19 protein-coding genes are annotated in these 18,817 nt (G+C 27.5%); 2 read left to right on the plus strand and 17 right to left on the minus strand.

Annotated elements, in window-relative coordinates; all coding sequences use genetic code 11:
• Window positions 1-39: 39 nt before the first annotated feature.
• The 8 genes from RWY47_RS00835 to RWY47_RS00800 all read right to left on the minus strand — a co-directional run bounded on the left by RWY47_RS00835 (window position 40) and on the right by RWY47_RS00800 (window position 7,162).
• Window positions 40-879, minus strand: coding sequence for a deoxyribonuclease IV (locus RWY47_RS00835; RefSeq protein WP_150841909.1), 840 nt, complete (start codon window positions 877-879; stop codon window positions 40-42).
• A 75-nt stretch (window positions 880-954) separates the two neighbouring features.
• Window positions 955-1,518, minus strand: a complete 564-nt coding sequence (locus RWY47_RS00830) for a winged helix-turn-helix domain-containing protein (RefSeq protein ID WP_024619966.1) — start codon at window positions 1,516-1,518, stop codon at window positions 955-957.
• An 80-nt stretch (window positions 1,519-1,598) separates the two neighbouring features.
• On the minus strand, window positions 1,599-2,516 hold the full coding sequence (glsA, locus tag RWY47_RS00825; RefSeq protein ID WP_021428511.1) for a glutaminase A: 918 nt from the start codon (window positions 2,514-2,516) through the stop codon (window positions 1,599-1,601).
• Between the two features lie 95 nt (window positions 2,517-2,611).
• Window positions 2,612-4,267 carry a nucleoside kinase gene (locus tag RWY47_RS00820; protein ID WP_150841908.1) on the minus strand — a complete coding sequence of 552 codons (1,656 nt, stop codon included), beginning with the start codon at window positions 4,265-4,267 and terminating at the stop codon, window positions 2,612-2,614.
• A gap of 54 nt (window positions 4,268-4,321) precedes the next feature.
• Window positions 4,322-5,065 (minus strand): TIM barrel protein, encoded by a 744-nt coding sequence (locus RWY47_RS00815; protein WP_224170635.1) that lies wholly within the window; start codon window positions 5,063-5,065, stop codon window positions 4,322-4,324.
• A gap of 9 nt (window positions 5,066-5,074) precedes the next feature.
• Window positions 5,075-5,608: a signal peptidase I gene (gene lepB, locus RWY47_RS00810; RefSeq protein WP_021428444.1), complete on the minus strand. Its 534-nt coding sequence runs from the start codon at window positions 5,606-5,608 to the stop codon at window positions 5,075-5,077.
• Window positions 5,592-6,422, minus strand: coding sequence for a hypothetical protein (locus tag RWY47_RS00805; protein WP_021428508.1), 831 nt, complete (start codon window positions 6,420-6,422; stop codon window positions 5,592-5,594). The genes lepB and RWY47_RS00805 overlap by 17 nt, the downstream gene beginning before the upstream one ends.
• Window positions 6,423-6,436: 14 nt before the next feature.
• Complete coding sequence (locus tag RWY47_RS00800) at window positions 6,437-7,162, minus strand: PrsW family intramembrane metalloprotease (protein ID WP_021428388.1); 726 nt, start codon at window positions 7,160-7,162, stop codon at window positions 6,437-6,439.
• Between the two features lie 123 nt (window positions 7,163-7,285).
• Here RWY47_RS00800 and sleC point away from each other — a divergent pair, with 123 nt between their 5' ends.
• Window positions 7,286-8,548 carry a spore cortex-lytic germination protein SleC gene (gene sleC / locus RWY47_RS00795; RefSeq protein ID WP_150841906.1) on the plus strand — a complete coding sequence of 421 codons (1,263 nt, stop codon included), beginning with the start codon at window positions 7,286-7,288 and terminating at the stop codon, window positions 8,546-8,548.
• A gap of 49 nt (window positions 8,549-8,597) precedes the next feature.
• Here the strand turns inward: sleC and RWY47_RS00790 are convergent, their stop codons facing one another.
• From RWY47_RS00790 to RWY47_RS00780, 3 genes are all read right to left on the minus strand, one after another.
• Window positions 8,598-9,953 carry a DUF3298 domain-containing protein gene (locus RWY47_RS00790; RefSeq protein WP_224170634.1) on the minus strand — a complete coding sequence of 452 codons (1,356 nt, stop codon included), beginning with the start codon at window positions 9,951-9,953 and terminating at the stop codon, window positions 8,598-8,600.
• Window positions 9,954-10,115: 162 nt separating this feature from the next.
• A complete protein-coding gene (locus tag RWY47_RS00785; RefSeq protein WP_024619961.1) occupies window positions 10,116-11,774 on the minus strand; it encodes a PTS transporter subunit EIIC in 1,659 nt (552 codons plus the stop codon).
• Between the two features lie 250 nt (window positions 11,775-12,024).
• A complete protein-coding gene (locus RWY47_RS00780; protein ID WP_224170633.1) occupies window positions 12,025-12,861 on the minus strand; it encodes a PRD domain-containing protein in 837 nt (278 codons plus the stop codon).
• Window positions 12,862-13,153: 292 nt separating this feature from the next.
• Here RWY47_RS00780 and fba point away from each other — a divergent pair, with 292 nt between their 5' ends.
• Window positions 13,154-14,017, plus strand: coding sequence for a class II fructose-1,6-bisphosphate aldolase (gene fba, locus RWY47_RS00775; RefSeq protein ID WP_021431687.1), 864 nt, complete (start codon window positions 13,154-13,156; stop codon window positions 14,015-14,017).
• A 56-nt stretch (window positions 14,018-14,073) separates the two neighbouring features.
• Here fba and rlmD read toward each other — a convergent pair whose 3' ends face one another.
• The 6 genes from rlmD to RWY47_RS00745 all read right to left on the minus strand — a co-directional run bounded on the left by rlmD (window position 14,074) and on the right by RWY47_RS00745 (window position 18,747).
• A complete protein-coding gene (gene rlmD / locus RWY47_RS00770; RefSeq protein ID WP_142730569.1) occupies window positions 14,074-15,432 on the minus strand; it encodes a 23S rRNA (uracil(1939)-C(5))-methyltransferase RlmD in 1,359 nt (452 codons plus the stop codon).
• Between the two features lie 23 nt (window positions 15,433-15,455).
• Entirely contained in the window at window positions 15,456-16,178 is a 723-nt protein-coding gene (locus RWY47_RS00765; protein WP_021428518.1) for a pseudouridine synthase, read from the minus strand.
• 15 nt (window positions 16,179-16,193) lie between these two features.
• Window positions 16,194-16,523 (minus strand): DUF1904 domain-containing protein, encoded by a 330-nt coding sequence (locus RWY47_RS00760; protein ID WP_150841904.1) that lies wholly within the window; start codon window positions 16,521-16,523, stop codon window positions 16,194-16,196.
• A gap of 148 nt (window positions 16,524-16,671) precedes the next feature.
• Window positions 16,672-17,157: a hypothetical protein gene (locus RWY47_RS00755; protein WP_021428520.1), complete on the minus strand. Its 486-nt coding sequence runs from the start codon at window positions 17,155-17,157 to the stop codon at window positions 16,672-16,674.
• A gap of 23 nt (window positions 17,158-17,180) precedes the next feature.
• A complete protein-coding gene (locus RWY47_RS00750) occupies window positions 17,181-17,741 on the minus strand; it encodes a 5' nucleotidase, NT5C type (RefSeq protein ID WP_021428469.1) in 561 nt (186 codons plus the stop codon).
• A 214-nt stretch (window positions 17,742-17,955) separates the two neighbouring features.
• Window positions 17,956-18,747, minus strand: coding sequence for a hypothetical protein (locus RWY47_RS00745; RefSeq protein WP_224170632.1), 792 nt, complete (start codon window positions 18,745-18,747; stop codon window positions 17,956-17,958).
• Window positions 18,748-18,817: the final 70 nt, after the last annotated feature.

Consider the following 18,817-nt stretch of genomic DNA (forward strand, 5'->3'; position numbering starts at 1 on the left):
TTGTAAATATCGTATCTTATTTTTATATTATATATTATTTTATTGTATTTGTTTTATAATATCTTTTATCATTTCAATTTCTCTTTTATGACCCTCATCTTCTAATGGAGTTTCTAAGAAAAATGGTAAATGTTTTAACTTAGGATGAGTAATAAATCTTATTATTGCATCTAATCCTATCTCACCTTCTCCAATACAAGCATGTCTATCTTTTTTCGCTCCAAAAGGCATCATACTATCATTAAGGTGGACTGCCTTTAATTTATCTAAACCTATAATATTATCAAAATTATCTAAAACCGAATCTAAATCATTAACAATATCATATCCAGCTGAAAATACATGACAAGTATCTAAACATACGCCTAGCCTTTCATTATGATCAACTTTATCGATTATAGCCTTTACCTGGTCAAAACTAAACCCTATTTCACTTCCCTTTCCAGACATCGTTTCAAGTAGTACCATTATATTTTCATTTCCAGTTATAGCTTCATTAAGCGCATTAGCTATTTTATCTATACCTGTATCTACTCCTGACCCAACATGGCTACCTGGATGAAAACACATATATTCAATTCCTAAAGAATCCATTCTTTGAATATCTTCTTTTATAACCATTCTTCCAAATTCATAAACTTCTTCTTTTGCACCAGCTAAGTTCATTGTATATGGAGCATGTGCTAATAGTGGGCCAAATTTGTTGTCTTTTCTTATTTGTTGAAATTTCATTATATCTTTTTCATCAAAAGATTTAGCATTGCCACCTCTTGGATTTCTACTGAAAAATTGGAATGTATTTGCTCCTATACTTACAGCTGTTTCTGCAGCTTTTGCAAAACCTTTTGCTATCGAAATATGTGGTCCTATTACTATCACTATGTTCCCTCCTAAATTTTATATTCGTTTATAATATACCCAAAAAAATAAGTATCAACAAATTTTGTTGATACTTTATGCTTTACATTTTTCTTCTAATGGTATCGTTATCAATGCTAAGTCGTATTTCATCTCAGCTTCATTATGTTTTCTATTTAATACAATTTCATTAATTTTTTCTTCTATTGTATTGGATAACTCTTTTATTTCACTTTTACTTAAGCAAACTTGATTATAATTAGCTATGTACTCACTATCTATATCATTTTCCTCTATAGCTTTATAAAATAAGTTACTCATATTCTCAAACTTCGATATGCATATATCCCCTATATCTTTATCTTCTGTATTACTGTTAAAATTTAAAGCATTCTTCCCTATAACAATATGCTTAGCTGTAGGATAATAATACTTTTCAACAATTCCAGATTTAACCTTCTCTTCTACTAAATCTAATACACCAACCTTATACAAAGTCTTTATGTGGTAATTTATTTTTGCATGCGGTTCATCTAGCAATTGAGATAATTGTTTTGCTGACAACGGAATTGATTTAAACGCATTTAAAATATCTATTCTTCTTGGATGTGCAATTGCTTTTATGCACTCTAAATCTCTTAGTACTAAAACTTCTTTCATTCCCCCACCACCCATAAAAATATTTAATTATATAAATAATTATATATTATCAAGTAGTAATTGTCAAAAAATTCTCTATTTTAGAATATATTTATTTTGTACTGTTCACTTAAAGATTCTAATATCTTTATACCCGCAATACTATTGCCTTTTTTATCAAGGGCAGGTCCATATATTCCAATTCCCATCTTCTTAGGAACTGAAGCTAATATACCACCTCCAACACCTGATTTTGCAGGAATTCCAACTTTTATTGCAAATTCTCCAGACGCATCATACATTCCACACGTTACCATAAACGTCTTAACTATACGTGATATTCTTTCATCTATAAGTCTTTCTCCAGTTTCAACATCCACTCCATAAGATGCTAAGTTAACGCCTATTCTAGCCAAGTCTATACAGTCAATTTCTATAGAACATTGCTTGAAATATAAGTCTAAAACTTCTTCTACATCACCTTCTATAAATCCATCATTTTTTAGTAGGTAAGCCATAGCCCTATTTCTATCTCCTGTTAATTTCTCCGATTCATATATATCATAATTTATTTTTAAATTATCATTTTTAGCTAGTGTTCTAAAAAAGTTTAACATCTTTTCTTCTTTTTCTTTAAGATCCTTGCCCTTTATCATGGAAGTTGTAACTATAGCTCCTGCATTTATCATCGGATTGCAAGGCTTCTTAGATTCTTTAGTTTCTAATTTCATAATAGAGTTAAATGGGTCTCCACTAGGTTCCATTCCAACTTTTGAGAACACATACTCCCAATCATTTTCACTAAGTACTAAAGCTAGTATTATAGGTTTAGATATACTCTGAATTGTGAACTTTTTATCAAAATTCCCAGCCGTATGAATTTCATTGTTCATATCAATCATGCATATCCCTAAATCATCTTGTCTTGCATTTTTTAATTCTGGTATATAAGTTGCTACATGTCCATAATTTGTATATTTTCTGTTGTCTTCAAGTATTTGTTCTAATACATTTTCCATACACATTCCTCCTTATTTTTTAATAACGTCACAAGATTATAAGTAATATAATACAAAAAATCCTGGGTTTATGTCAACTTCCCAGGATTCCAAGTCTAATCAACAATTCTACTACCTCCAATAAATTCTCTAATTATAGATGTTGGAGGTATATCTAATTCATCGTCTAACTCTACAAAATATTGTAAAAACTTTAATATTCTATTAGACTCTATAAATGCTTCGTTGTCATCTTCAATTTGTTCTAAAAGTGGCTTTGCATATTTCTTTAAAACCGCTAACTCATATAAACAAGCTGAGTTAAACATTATATCAGCTTCTTCTTGATAAGGGAATATATTTTTATCTTCTCCTCTTCTTACTGACCACCAATTTAAAATAGTTTTTTCAGCACTATATCCTCTAAAATTGTAGTCTCTCACTATTCTTCTTATAAGTCTTAAGTCTGTTGTTGGTATTCTATTGTGGTTATCTAAATTTATTTGAGTAAGAACACTTATATATATTTTAAATTTATCCTTATCATCTATACTCTGTGTTAGCATTGGATTTAATGCGTGTATACCTTCTAGAATGATAGGTTGGTCTTTTTCAATTTTTAAAGTTTTTCCGCTAAATTCTCTTTTTCCTGTTTTAAAATTAAATTTTGGAAGTTTAATTTCTTCACCTTTTAATAATTTTTCTAAATCACTGTTAAATAATTCTAAGTCTATTGCATATATAGATTCAAAATCAAAATTACCAAACTCATCTAAAGGAGTATCTTCTCTATCAACAAAATAGTCATCTAAAGAAATAGGCACCGGATGTAAGTTATTAACTTTTAATTGTATAGATAATCTATGTGCAAAACTTGTTTTTCCAGATGAAGATGGCGCAGCTATTAATATAACTCTTTTATTATTTTCTTTTATTATGTCTGCAATTTGCGATATCTTTTTTTCATGCAATGCTTCAACTATACTGATTATTTCTCCGTATTTTTTACTTTCTATAGCTTCATTTAAACTAGCAACCTTGTCTATTCCAATAAGTTCAGACCAAACTTCTGACTCTTTATATATATTAGAAAGCTTTGGCTGAGCTACAAAATTTTGAGGTTCATTTTTATTTTCTTTGCTTGGTCCTAATATAACTACTCCTGATTGCCATTTTTTTATATCGAAAGTTTTAACATAGCTAGTAGACGGCAACATATGACCATAAAAATGATTTATATATCCACCGCATTTATATAATTTCACATCTTCATATTCTTTATACTTTAATAATTCTGCCTTTGCATTTTTATTATTATTTTTAAGTATTTTTATTGCTTCCGATTTATCTGTAACAATTTTTTCTATTTTTAAATCAGATTCTATTATGCTTTTTACTTTTGCCTTTATTTTTTCTATATCTTCTTCTGTAACTTCACTTTTATTATTTTTTATTTCACAGTATAATCCATTTGATAATGAGTGTTCTATTGTAACCTTACACCCATTAAAAATTTCTTCACATGCTTTTATAAAAACCAAAGACAACGTTCTCATGTAAACTCTCATTCCATCTGGTTGAGTTGTATCAATTAATTCTAAATCACAATTTTTATCTAAAGTACTGTTTAAATCTTTTAATTTATTTTTTATCTTTCCTATTGTTACTATACCCTTATATTCATTACTTAAATCTTTCGCTATTATATCTAAAGCTACATTTTTAGGATATTCATAATTTTTATTATTAATTTTTATATTTATAGTTTCCATAAATCTTTCTCCTATCCTTTAATATGTCTATTTATAAAGTTAGAACGATTTATTTTACATAAACCGTTCTAACACTTTTATAGATTCATCTATATCTTCATATTTAATTTCCAAAACTGCATATTGAATCTTCATAGACATTAAATTTTTTAAACTTTCTAAATCTAAAATTCCTTTTCCAATCCCAACATGCAAATCTTTTTTCCCATCATTATCACTTAAATGTATCAAATTTATTTTGGAATTTAATATATCTACAAAACAATCCTCATTTATTAAGTTATGACCTGTGTCATAACAAAATTCAATATTGGCTATATTATTTAATATATATTCAAATTCATTTGCTGTTGTTCCTATATTGCATATATCTCCACCATTTGTATATGTATTTTCTATAAAAACATACTTATTTTCTAAGTTTATTGACTGTAGAAATTTTATAGAATTATCTAAATACTTTTGCTTATTTCTCTCAAATCTAGACTTTATTACATATCCTAAGTGCATATTAAAATATTTTATATCAAGTTCTTTTAATTCTGAATTCATTTCATGTATAAACTTTACCCATGAATTTCTTATATATTCTACATTTTCACAACTGTTTAATTCCATAGGCAAATGAATCCCTATACTTATGTTATTTCTTTTAAATTCATCTTTATATAATAGAACTTTTTTACATTCAATTAAATTATCTATACCTATTTCTATATGATTTATATTTTTATTTGTTTTACATATACAAATAGCACGATCTATTTCATGAACTAAAGCAGATATTCCTAATTTCATTTTAAACTCCTATGAAACTTTACCAATTTTATTGAAAGGTAATAGTCTAATCACAACTTTACCCATTATATCACTTTCTTTTACTATACCTACCTCAGGATCTCTACTATCCATGCTGTTACCTCTGTTGTCTCCCATTGCAAATATATATCCTTTTGGAATAGTTGTGTCTATTTCACCTTCAGTTTTTTGACCATGTATATAAGGTTCATTTTGAAGCTTTCCATTTATATACACATCTCCATTTGTAATCTTAAGATGGTCACCAGGAACACCTATAACTCTTTTTACTAAATCTTTTTCTTTTCCATTAGCTTGCACTAAATCAGATTTAAAAACTATAATATCTCCTCTTTGAGGCTCTTTATGGTTATAGGCAACTCTATTTATTATTAAATAGTCTTTTTCCTCAAGTGTTGGATACATTGATGAGCCTTGTACTAATGTAGGTCTAACAAAGTGAGTTATTACAAGTGCTATGACTAGTGAGGTAACTATTATTTTTATCCATTCTATTATTTCTTTTTTAACATTTGCGCTCAAATTCACCATCTCCTCCATGTTCTACATACTTAGATAAAAGTTCTATAACTATATCATTTATATGTTCATACTTTTTAGTATTTATTCCCAAATCTAAAAGTTCACACGCCTTTATCAAGTCATAAACAACTTCCATAGGACTTCCATAAATTTTTTCAATATCTTCTTTACTTACACCTCTAAATCCATGGCCTACAGGGCTTTCATTTCTAAGTCTTATTAAATTTTCAAGCTTTTCACTATTTAGTATTTCAAGAACTCTGTCCATCCTTTTAGTTTGTTTTAGATATCTTTTTATATACTGAGTTACACCATGTATAAGATTACCATTATATATATTATACTTCTTTTTTAATGTATATAGTATATTTTTCTTAGATACCATATTGCCATGCATTGATACAGTATACCTTTTGCCTTCTTTCGTATTAACAAATATATATTTAAATAAAGCTTCTTTTAATCTATACAATCTTCCTAAAAAATCTATATATTCCTCATTAACAATTTGAATTTTTATATTTTCAATTAACTCTGATAGTATATCTTCAGGTTCTCCTTTATTTAAATTTTCTAAATTAGTTATAAGATTTTTAATTTCTTTTCTCTCCAGCATTTGTTCACTTAAATTATTAGTAAGTTTAAGTGCAGTTTTAAAATCAAAATTAGTAGCATATTTACATGATTTTAATAAATAATATAAATCTCCACTCTCTATTCCGCATTCAATTAATATATCTAAAACACCATCGTAATCATATCTTTGCAAAAACTTAGATATTACTAATTCTTGACTTTTGTTTATATAACTCATAAAATCACTCCTATTTATTTTTTATGTTTATGTTTCTTTTTCTTTAATCTTAAAAAACGTCTTCTAGCATAATCTGTGTATTCATCTAACTTATCTAAGCTTATTTTCCATAAATAAATTAAATAAATAACAAAACATATAGAAGCCCCTGTCGTTTTTATCATAGCTAAAATATCAAATACTCCATGTAAAACTATCGGTATTAAAATCAACTTAGCTAAAAATACTTTTCTTACTTTAGGCTTATCCAAATTAAACTTATACATAGATAAGTAATATCCCATATTTATTGCAAATAAAACATGTGCAGGAATAGATATTACAGCCCTAGCTAATCCAATTTGTAATAAATTTAATTGGTTTCCATGAAAAATATAAATAAGATTTTCTATTGTAGCAAATCCGAGAGTCGTAAATATACTGTAAACTATTCCATCTAATTTTTCTGTATAATGCCTACTTCTTAAAGTATAAGGAATTAAAATCATAATTTTTAAAATTTCTTCTGTTGCAGCTGCTACTACAAATGCAGTGTAAATTAAGTTTAAATGCGAATTATCAATCTTAGCTTTAAGTAATATATCTTCAATAGCTATTGCAGGTATACTTATCAATGTACCTATAAAAAATAATCTTATAAGTACCTTTATAGGTTCTTTATCATATTTATCTTTTATATATATCCATATTAAAATCGCTATTGTAGGCGCTAGAGATATTATTAACAAGTCTAATTTCATTTTTTGAATTACCTTTCTTTTTTATCATTCATATTATATTATTTCCAAATATCTTAACAAAATAATACCTTTATTCATACTATGTATAGATAAGTTGATTTCATATAAGAAAGGAGTTTTTTTATGCAAGATGGTTTTTTAACTGTTAGCGTCGTAGATAGTACTACTAACTTTCCAGTTGTAGGTGCAAACGTAAACGTATACTCCGTAGGAGATGACAATAAAGCCTCGACAGTAATTTATCAAAATTTAAAAACCGATATCTCTGGTCAGGTTGTTGGTTTAAATCTAGCTGCTCCAGATTTAATATATTCTCAACAACCAAGTGATGTAAGACCTTACAGTCAATATATAGTAGAGGTTATCAAAGATGGATACGAAACAATTATAATTAATGGTACACAAGTTTTGGCAACGGTTATAGCTCAACAAGGTATACAAATGGTACCTCGTCAAAGAAGTAAGCGCTTATATAGTAGACAAAACGAAATAGTAGTGGATATAGGAGCTCATACATTATGGGGTACTTATCCTCCTAAGATTCCTGAAAGCGACCTAAAGCCTATTCCACCTCCAACAGGGTTCGTTGTTTTAGATAATCCAGTAGTCCCAGAATTTGTAGTTGTGCATGATGGATTGCCTGAAAACAAAAATGCTCCTGACTATTGGGTGTATTTTAAAGACTATGTAAAAAATGTTGCTTCTTCAGAGATTTATTCTACATGGCCAACAGAAACGATACTGGCTAATGTAATAGCAATTGTTTCATTTACATTAAATAGAGTTTTTACTGAATGGTATAGAAGTAAAGGTTACTCATTTACCATTACTTCAACTACAGCTTATGACCACAAATATATTCACGAAAGAAATGTATTCGATACTATAAGCATTGCTGTAGACGAAGTTTTCAACACTTTTATAAAAAGACCTCCAACTGCTAGACAGCCTTTGTTAGCACAATATTGTGATGGAAATAAAACTCAGTGTCCTGGTCAAATGACTCAGTGGGGAAGTAAAAATTTAGGAGATCAAGGCCTTAGTTATGAAGAAATTTTAAGAAAGTTTTATGGTGAAAGTATAGTTCTTGAAAAAGCTCCAATAGTAAGTGGAGTTCCTGTATCATTCCCTGGCGAACCTCTAAAAGTAGGCTCTTCAGGTAAAGATGTTAGAACAATTCAAAATCAATTGAATGCTATTTCTAAGGGATATCCTGCAATTCCTAAAGTTAAAGAAGATGGAGTATTTGGTCAGGATACTGCAAACTCTGTTAAAGTATTTCAAGGTATATTTGGATTACCTAAAAGCGGAATTGTAGACTTTAAAACATGGTATGAACTTTCTAGAGTTTATGTTGCAGTTACAAAAATAGCTTCTTTAATTTAAATCCAACAATTTAATCGAAAAATTTAAATAGTGTAGTAATATTACTACACTATTTAAATATATTTATATATTTTTCATTTAAAATGTGATTTATTTTATCTGAACTTATTCTAAACTCTGGAATTCCACCTGCAAAAGGAGCTATTTCATACAAATCAAAATATATAACTAACTTATCATCTTGAATGTAAAATTTTTGATTTTCAGAAATTGATTTAAAACTATATTCTTGTTTATTTTCTTTTATTTCATCCCTTATTAAACCATTTATAACCTTTTTATAATCTGCGTTTTCTTTAAACAAATCTTTTAAATTTAAGTTTTGTCCGTTTTCTATAAATATATTATAGGATCTATTCTCATAGTATCCATGAGCCCCTCCACTATATTGGTAAATTTTAATTAAAATACTTAGCATTGAATCACTATTCTTTTTAACATCAAAATCTACGTTATATATATACGGAGTTATATATTCTTTAGGTGTATTTTTTAAAAAGTCTTTAGCCTCTTCTTCTACTTCAAAATACCCATTCATTATGTCATTTTTTATAAGTTCATTTATATTTTTCTCAATATTTTTATTTTCAGTTATTATGATTGGTACATTTATTATACTATTTAAATAAGTATTGTTTTTAGTTATAGTTTGAGTATCGATTTGTGCCACTATTGGATTTGTGTTTATATCTTTTATCTTATTATTAAATGCTGTAACTGGAATTTTAAAATCATAAATATTTTTTCTATTACTAATTTGGTATGGATTAAAATATACACATATACCTTCATTAGTTATATAGTAATTTGTATATTTATCTATTCTTATTTTATTTTTATCTATTTTAATATTTTTTTTATTAGCATCATTAATAATATAATTTTCTATTGTGTCTTTGTAATCTTGATTATTTTTTAAAAAATTGTCTATATATATTCTTTGCCCTGTTTTTAAATCAAATACATAACTATCTTTTATTCTTTCGTATTTCTTATTTTTTATATATATATCTTTATATATAAGAATATTCAATACATTTTTATCTTCAAATACCACATGATAATTTATATCTATTTTCTCACCTTTATAATTTTTAGAAACATCTTTTCTTTGTTTTTTTAAATTAATAAATTCATTTATATTTTTTCTTATATATGTATTTATATATCTTTCTATATCTTTATCCTCATAGTCTACAACTGGCATATTTACATTAAATTTTAGTCCATCATAATCAATACTACTTTTATCTGCTATTATCTTTACAGTTTTAAAACCTTGTATTATTGATGTTTTTATTTCATTGATACTCATATTTTCATTTAATTTTAAATTTATAAAAATAGCAGAAATTGATACAATTGTAATTATAATTAAGGATATAATCTTTTTTATATTTACCATAGTATATATTCCTCCTGTTGCATAATATATAGTATGTGATTTATAAGTAAAAAATATTATACCTATATTTTGTAATACAATTTATTTTTCTTAATTTACTAACAAGCATATAATTTTTTAAACATAAAAAAAGCCTTAAAGTTAAACTTTAAGGCTTTTTATTTATCTTCCTAATATTTTATTAATTTGTTGTTTGTATGCGTCAGCTTTAGCTCCGTATATAACTTGGATTCCTTTACCAACTTCCATAACCCCAACAGCACCAAGTTCTTTAAATCTAGTTTTTTGAACTTTAGAAGTATCTTTTACTTCAACTCTTAGTCTAGTTATACATGCATCTACAGAAACTATATTTTCAGCTCCTCCTAATGCCTCTAAAACATATGGTGCATTTTCTTCTATTTCACTATTAGCTGATTTTCCGCCTTTTTCTGCTTGATAATCAGCTTTTGTATATAATTTTGTTTCTTCTTCATTTTCATCTCTACCTGGAGTTTTTAAGTTTAATTTAAGTATTAAAGTCTTGAATAAGAAGTAGTAAACTACTGCATATACAGCTCCTACCATTATAACTCTTAACCAGTTAGTTGGAACTCCTGCTCCAGCTGGAAGTATTCCAAATAATGAGAAGTCTATAAATCCTCCAGAGAATGTCATTCCTATAAATACATTTAATACATCCATTAGTAAGAATGAAATACCTGCAAGTATACAGTGAACTCCATATAAAACTGGTGCAACAAATAAGAATGTAAATTCTAATGGTTCAGTTATACCTGTTAAGAAAGATGTAACTGCTGCTGATAATAATAAACTTCCAACAACTTTTTTCTTACTTGGAGCAGCTGTATGATACATTGCTAATGCTGCTGCAGGTAATCCAAACATCATGAATGGGAATTTACCAGCCATAAATCTTGTTGTTCCTGCTACTATTCTTGACATAGTTTCTGGTGAAGCTCCTACTAAATCCTGCATACTTCCTAATTGTGCAAAGTATGCATAGTTTGCACCTTGAACTGTTTGCCAAGTTCCATCTATTAAAACATGACCATCAACAAAAGAACCAAACCAGAATGGTGTATAGAATACATGGTGTAATCCAAATGGTATTAATGATCTTTCTATAACTCCGTAGAAGAATGTTCCTACTGCACCTGCATTGTTAACTCCTAATGCTATAAATGCTATTCCATCTTGAACAAATGGCCAAACAAATGCAAGTATTCCACCTACAATTGCCATAGCTATTGAAACTACTATTGGAACAAATCTTGATCCTGAGAAGAATCCTATAACTTGTGGTAATTGTATATTGTAATATTTATTGTGTAAAGTAGATGTAACTATACCAGTTATAATACCACCAAATACAGACATATTAAGTGTGTATATACCTAATGTTGTAGTTACATATGTTGCATACTGAGCTGGAGTGCTATCTGGAGTTATAACTCCTAATTGTGTAACTCCTAATCCAAGTAATACACCTATAACTTTATTCATTATTAAGAATCCAAATACTGAAGCAAGTGCTGATGTACCTTTATCCTCTTTTGCAAGCCCTACTGCTGTACCAACTGCAAATAATAGAGGTAAGTTTCCAAATACTATATCTCCTACACCTTGCATTATCTGTAAAATTACTGTTACTGCAGGTATAGATACAAATGCTATTAGTGGTTGATATATAGCTGGCGCATTTTGTAATGCTGCTATATTAAGAAGCGCTCCACCAACTCCTAATAATATCCCTGCAACAGGTAATGCTGCTATTGGAAGCATTATTGCTTTACCTATTCTTTGTAAAAATTGAAGCATATTATAATTCCTCCTTAATTTTTTAGTATGACTAATCAAATTAAATTTAAATTAACATTTTATACATATTACTATGATAAATAAAAAAGAGCTAAAATATTCATATTTTTACGTATTATAAAATAATCGTATAAATACAAATATATTAGCTCTTGCCTGCTTTACCAGTAACACGCTCATTTATTAAGTATATGTTATATTATAGCATCTAATTTAAACCTTGTAAACAGTTTCCCGACTTTTTTCTACATTATTTTTTTGTTTTTGTTATTAGTCTATCAATGTGTAGTGTAATGAATCCTATTTCATTTTCACTTAACTTTATATCATAATTTTCATTTAAATAATTGCATAATGTTTCAGATATGTTGTATGAGTTCTTTAACTTTTCCTTTATATGATCTAATAACATATTTTCTTCTGAAATTCCTTTTACAGCTCTATTTATAGCTAGCCTTAAATGTATTATCAGCCTATTATAATATATAGAATCTTTGCATATATTTATACCTAATTCTTTTTCTAAAAAATCAATAGCTTCTTTAATTATTATAGCTTGCTTAGCACTATCAACAACTTTTGTTTTATTTAATATTCCATTTATATGCATCGTTACAAACGCAACTTCATCTTCTGTTAAATTTATACCTAGTGCTCTATTTATAAAATCAATTATATCTTTAGCTAAATCCCACTCATATTCATATAGGGTTTTTAATTCTGCCTTAAATTGATTTTCTAAATATATATTGTCAAAGTATCTTTCTATAGCAAATACTAAGTGGTCTAACAATGCCATATGAGATTTATCATTCATATCCACATTTATACTATTATCTAATATAGATAAACTTTCTGTGGCAACACCAATATAGGTTGGATTTATAGAGTTATATAATTCTTCTATATTTTTATATCTATCTTCATTTATAACAAATATTTTTTCAATTTTATTAGTATCTTTAAAAATTGAATTTATAGTTGCCTTAAATCCAATTCCACTTCCTACTAAAATGTACTCTTTATTTTGATTTTCTTCTACGCATAAGATAACATTATTATTGAAGCTCTTTATAATTTTGTACATATATGCCCTCCTAACTATAGACTATGTGAGAGTTGAATTAAATATGGTTTTCCCATATATAAATATACAATATTTCATACTTTAAGTATACCTGTTTATTTATAATTAATCGCTAAATTTACATAATATTAAATATTTTTATAAAACTTTTTTTATCCAAAACAAAAATCTAATTTAATATTTTATTTTCATTTTTGTCCTTTTAGGGTATAATATGCATTAGGTATATACATAACTTTTTAACAATCTTGTTATTGTTATTAAAGTTAATTTTCTTATGGAGGTTTTTAATATGTTAGTTTCAGCTAAAGAAATGTTAAACAAAGCTAGAGAAGGTAAATATGCTGTTGGTCAATTCAACATAAATAACTTAGAGTGGACTAAAGCAGTATTACTTACAGCTCAGGAAAACAATTCTCCAGTTATACTAGGGGTATCTGAAGGTGCTGGTAAGTACATGGGTGGATATAAAACTATAGTTGGTATGGTTAATGGAATGTTAGAAGAATTAAATATAACAGTTCCAGTAGCTCTACATTTAGATCATGGTAGTTATGAAGGAGCATTAAAAGTAATAGAAGCAGGATTCTCTTCTGTAATGTTTGATGGTTCTCATTATTCTATTGAAGAAAATATAGAAAAAACAAAAGAAGTAATAAAAATAGCAAATGCTAAAGGAATATCTGTAGAAGCAGAAGTTGGTTCTATAGGTGGAGAAGAAGATGGTGTTGTTGGTGCTGGTGAAATAGCTGACCCTAATGAATGTAAATTAATAGCTGATTTAGGTGTTGATATGTTAGCAGCTGGTATAGGAAACATACATGGTCAATATCCAGAAAATTGGGCTGGATTAAACTTTGATGCTTTAGAAGCTATAAACAATGTTACAGGAGACATGCCATTAGTTTTACATGGTGGAACAGGTATACCTGCTGATATGATAAAAAAAGCTATATCTTTAGGTGTTTCTAAAATAAACGTTAATACAGAGTGTCAATTAGCTTTCGCTGCTGCTACTCGTAAATATATAGAAGAAGGAAAAGACCTACAAGGTAAAGGTTTTGACCCTCGTAAAGTTTTAGCTCCAGGATTTGAAGCTATAAAAGCTACTGTTAAAGAGAAAATGGAATTATTCGGTTCTATAAACAAAGCTTAATATATAAATTGAAAGCTATCTCGTAAATCGAGATAGCTTTTTTAGTTTATATTATTTTAATTTTTCTTATATAATTTTACAATTGTTTCAACATGAGGAGTATTTGGGAACATGTCCATACATTTAACCTTTTCTACCTCATATCCATATTTTTTAAACTCTACTAAGTCTAATACTAAAGTTTTTGGATTACAAGATATATAAACTATCTCTTTAGAATCAAATTTTGATATATCTCTTATAGCATCTTTATGAACTCCTGGTCTTGGTGGATCTACTATTATTATATCTGGCTTAGCTTTTAATTTATTAACTGTTTTAGCTACATCTCCTGCTATAAACTCACAATTTGTTAAGTTATTTAATTTTGCATTTTTATTTGCAGCTTCAACAGCTTCCTCTATAATCTCTATACCATAAACTTTTTTAGCTTTTTCAGCCATAACTTGTCCTATTGTTCCAGTCCCACTATATAAGTCAAATACTACTTTATCATTATGTTCCCCGACAAACTCTCTAGCTATTTTGTATAATTCTTCAGCACCTTTTGTGTTTGTTTGGAAGAATGAGAATGGAGATATCTTAAATTTAAGGCCTAAAAGTTCTTCTTGTATATAATCTCTTCCATGTAAAACTATTAGTTCATCACAATTAACTGCATCTGCTAACCCGTCATTTATTGTGTGTAATATACTTACTAAATCAGCTTTTAAGTCTAAGTTTAGAAGCATATCTTTATATTCTGTCATATCGAAATCTTCTTGAGATGATGTAACGATGTTAACCATCATTTCATTTGTATTTATACCTTTTCTTACTACAAGATTTCTTAAATAACCTTTATGACTCATATTTCTGTAATAAGGTGTATTCTTTTCGTTAAAATATTCTACTGTAGATGTTAAAACATTTATAAAATCATTGTCTACTAAAAAACATCCATCAACAGTTAAAATATCAATATGTTTCCCTTTTTTGTGTAATCCTAAAGTTAATGGTCCATCTTTCATTTCATCTCCGAAAGTATACTCCATTTTGTTTCTATATTCTTTAGTTTGAGGACTTTGCTCGATACCTTGGAAGTTAAATCCAAATATATCTTGCTCTAAAAATAAATCCATTACTTGTCTTTCTTTTATTTCTAATTGTTTTTCATAAGGCACAGATAACATACTACACCCACCACATACGTTAAAATGCTTGCATGGTGTTTCAGTCTCTAGTGGTGAACTTTCTAAAAGTTCCATCATTTTTACTTCAGCTTTTCCACTTTTAGTTTTTTTAACCGAAGCCTTAACTTTTTGTCCAGTTATTCCGCCTTTCATATATATGTCTCTATTTCCTAAACGACTTACTGACGTTCCTCCAAATTCCATTTTATCTATCTCAAATTCTATAATATCTCTTCTTTTCACTCTTTAATCCTCCGTATACAAAATTATCTTTCTTCTATTAATTTAACTTCTTCTTCTGTTAATTCTCTATATTCTCCCAACTCTAAACTTTCATCTAGATTTAGTTTTCCCATAGAAAGTCTCTTTAAGTACGTAACTTTTTTGTCTACACTTTCAAACATCCTTTTTACTTGATGAAACTTACCTTCATGTATAGTAAGCTCTATTTTAGATACGTCTCCACTTTCAAGAATAATAAGTTCTGCTGGCATAGTTTTATAGCCATCATCTAATATTACTCCTTCTTTAAAAGCTTTTATATCATCTTCTGTTACAACTCCATCAATTTCTGCAAAGTAAGTTTTAGGAACATGACTCTTTGGTGATAAAACCCTATGTGATAATTGTCCATCATTAGTTAATACTAATAACCCCTCAGTATCCTTATCTAACCTTCCTACTGGAAACGGTTCAAATGCTAATGATTTTTTATCTATTAAATCTAAAACTATAGGATCATGTTTATCAAAAGTAGCTGATATATATCCATCTGGTTTGTTTAACATTAAGTATATAAATTCTTTATATTCTATAGTTTCTCCATCAAAATTTATGATATCTTTATCCGTATCAACTTGAAGACCCGGGTTATTTTCTATTTTCCCATTTACTTTAACTAGTCCATTTTTGCAATCTCTCTTTATTTCAGCTCTACTTCCATAGCCTAAGTTAGAAAGTACTTTATCTAATCGTTGTTTTTTAGCCATAATCTGTACCTTCCTTTAAAAATGTTCTCCATTTTCATAATACTTTTCTTTCTCAAAGACTGTAAAAGCTAAATCCATACTTTCTACATCTAAATTATTTATTATACTATCAGTTATAATTTTAGCAACTACATCTTGAACTTCCTGTCCTCTATCAAACCATGCAACTTCTACAAAAGGATATACCTCTGCAATCTTTCCATCTCTTATAGCAACTGACTTTATACACTCTATTTCAAAATAATCTCTTGGGCATTTAACTGCTTCAACTAATTTATCTATCATATTCTCGCTTATTTTACATACATCAGTTTCATTTATTCCTCTTATTTTTATTTGTGGCATCCCATTTCCATCCTTTCTTTTATTTTTATTCATCTTATTTTATAGGTATTATTATACTTTTAATTTTTCATTATTACAATTTATATTCTTTTACATTAAAATGGGGGTGTCTTAAATGTTTTTATTTAAGGCATCCCCAAAACTATTTTTAGCTATAAAATTTAGAATCTCCATTTAATTGTTTTTTTCCTATTAACTCAGTCAAGCTAGTAAGTGATGCAATGCTTATATCTTTAAAGCTTATTACAAATACCAACTTAAAATCTGTAAATGTTTCATCTATACTATAAACATTAAAAAAGCATCTTATATCATCATTTAAATACTGTTCTCTTAAATCCGACTCAATTTCATCTGTAATATCTTTTACAAAAGCTCTTACATCTTCAAATAATATTTGAAATTCTTCTACAGTAGCTTCTTCACCTAGTTCTTCAAGTAGTTCATTAATCTCTTCTACTGAAAACATACTATCATCTAACTGACAATCAAATGCCATTATGCTGTCTTCTTTTATATCTTTAGATATATCTTGAACACTAATAAAGTCTTCACGTTCACTTAACATGTGTTTTATATCTTTACTTTTTATACTTATTGTTTGTTTTTTATTATTTATTTTAACTTCTAACAACTATCTAGCCCCCCACTTTAAGTTTATTGGAGACTTAATATAAATGCCTTTATATCATCCCAATTTTTTACTCTTATTATATTTTCATTTTCAATATTCTTGTTATAATTATTGTCTAATAATAATACAGTTAATCCTTCAGATGCCAATTGTTCAGCATTACTTGGATTATCTTCTATAAATATATTACATTCTAATTCTTTTGCTTTACTAACTTTGTAATCACTTCCTAATAAGTGTACATCTATATATCCTAAATCATTATCAGATAGCCATCCTGTAGTTATATCCTTCAATATCTCACTTCTAGCTGTAACAAAGTACAAGTTATGATTTTCATTTAATTCCTTTATAACTTCTTTAGCTCCATCTACAACATTAGCTTCTTTGTAAGCATGAATGAAATCAGTGTGGAATGATTGTAATAAATCATCTAGTTCTACTTGATATAATTCTTCTAACTTATGTGTTACACAATCTTCTTCTGTTATTTTTTTATTGTACATATCATTTAAGTACGGAATAAAATGATATGGATTAGTTATCGTTCCATCTATATCTATGCATATATTTAACTTTCCCATTTTTACCTCCAAATAAAACTTTATATTATTGTAGTTAACACATTATAACATACTAGATATTATAAATCAAAATAACACTATTTAGTATATGTTTGTGTTTTAAAAAAATTCACTTTGGTTACTTATATGTCTGAATAATCTATAACTAAAAGCATAAAAAAAGCTTGTACAATACAAGCTTTTTATGTTCTACGTTAAACATTATATCAAATTTCTATAAACTTTTTATTGTATCTAAAAAATTTTTAATTTCCTTATCAGATAAGCTAAGATATTCTTTTATCTGACTTATATACTTTAAGTTTTTAGTTTTTAACATAGTTTGTGCACATTCCATAGCTTTGCCCCTTAAAATATAAGCCTTTTGTACACATATTTTAGAATATTCTAATTGGTTAGTCGCATCTTCATTAGAAAGTTTAGGTACTTCCATGTCTTCATAAGTTTGCACTACTTCATCACACATTTCTTTAGCATATGCAACATCTTTTTTAGCTTTGTTTATAGTCTTAACATTTATATCTAAATTTTTAGTATTTGGAAGGCATTCCCTCATAGGTACTAATGCTTTTCTTTCTATTTTATATATTTCACTTTTAAAGTTTTGTACTGTCTCTTTATCACTTTTTTGCATAGATACACTATCTACTTCATTTGTATTATATTCTTCTTTCTTAGAATCATTCTCTGTATTTGAAGATTGCTTTTCACTATTTTCAACTTTCTTAGTTTCCCTTAACTCGGATTCTTTAGCTTCTATTTTTTCATTTTTATATTTGCTTTCTTGGTTATCTTCATACTGTTCATTAAAAGCATAACTTCTATATTCTAAAATTTCTTCTATTTTATTTATCGTACTTATATATATATTACAGATTACTATAACAGTGGCAACTACTACATACATACCTCCATATATACTTGCCCTTTTAAAATCATCTTTGTTTTTAAACAAGACCCATAAAGGCAATATATATAAAAGCAAAATTACTAATGCCCATCTCACATTAACAACTCCTTTACCTAAAGTTTATATTTCAGGTTTGATATATTAATAGTATTTACCATATTTTATT

Origin of the sequence: Paraclostridium sp. MRS3W1 (assembly GCF_032465715.1) — a bacterium.
GTDB lineage: Bacteria > Bacillota > Clostridia > Peptostreptococcales > Peptostreptococcaceae > Paraclostridium > Paraclostridium dentum.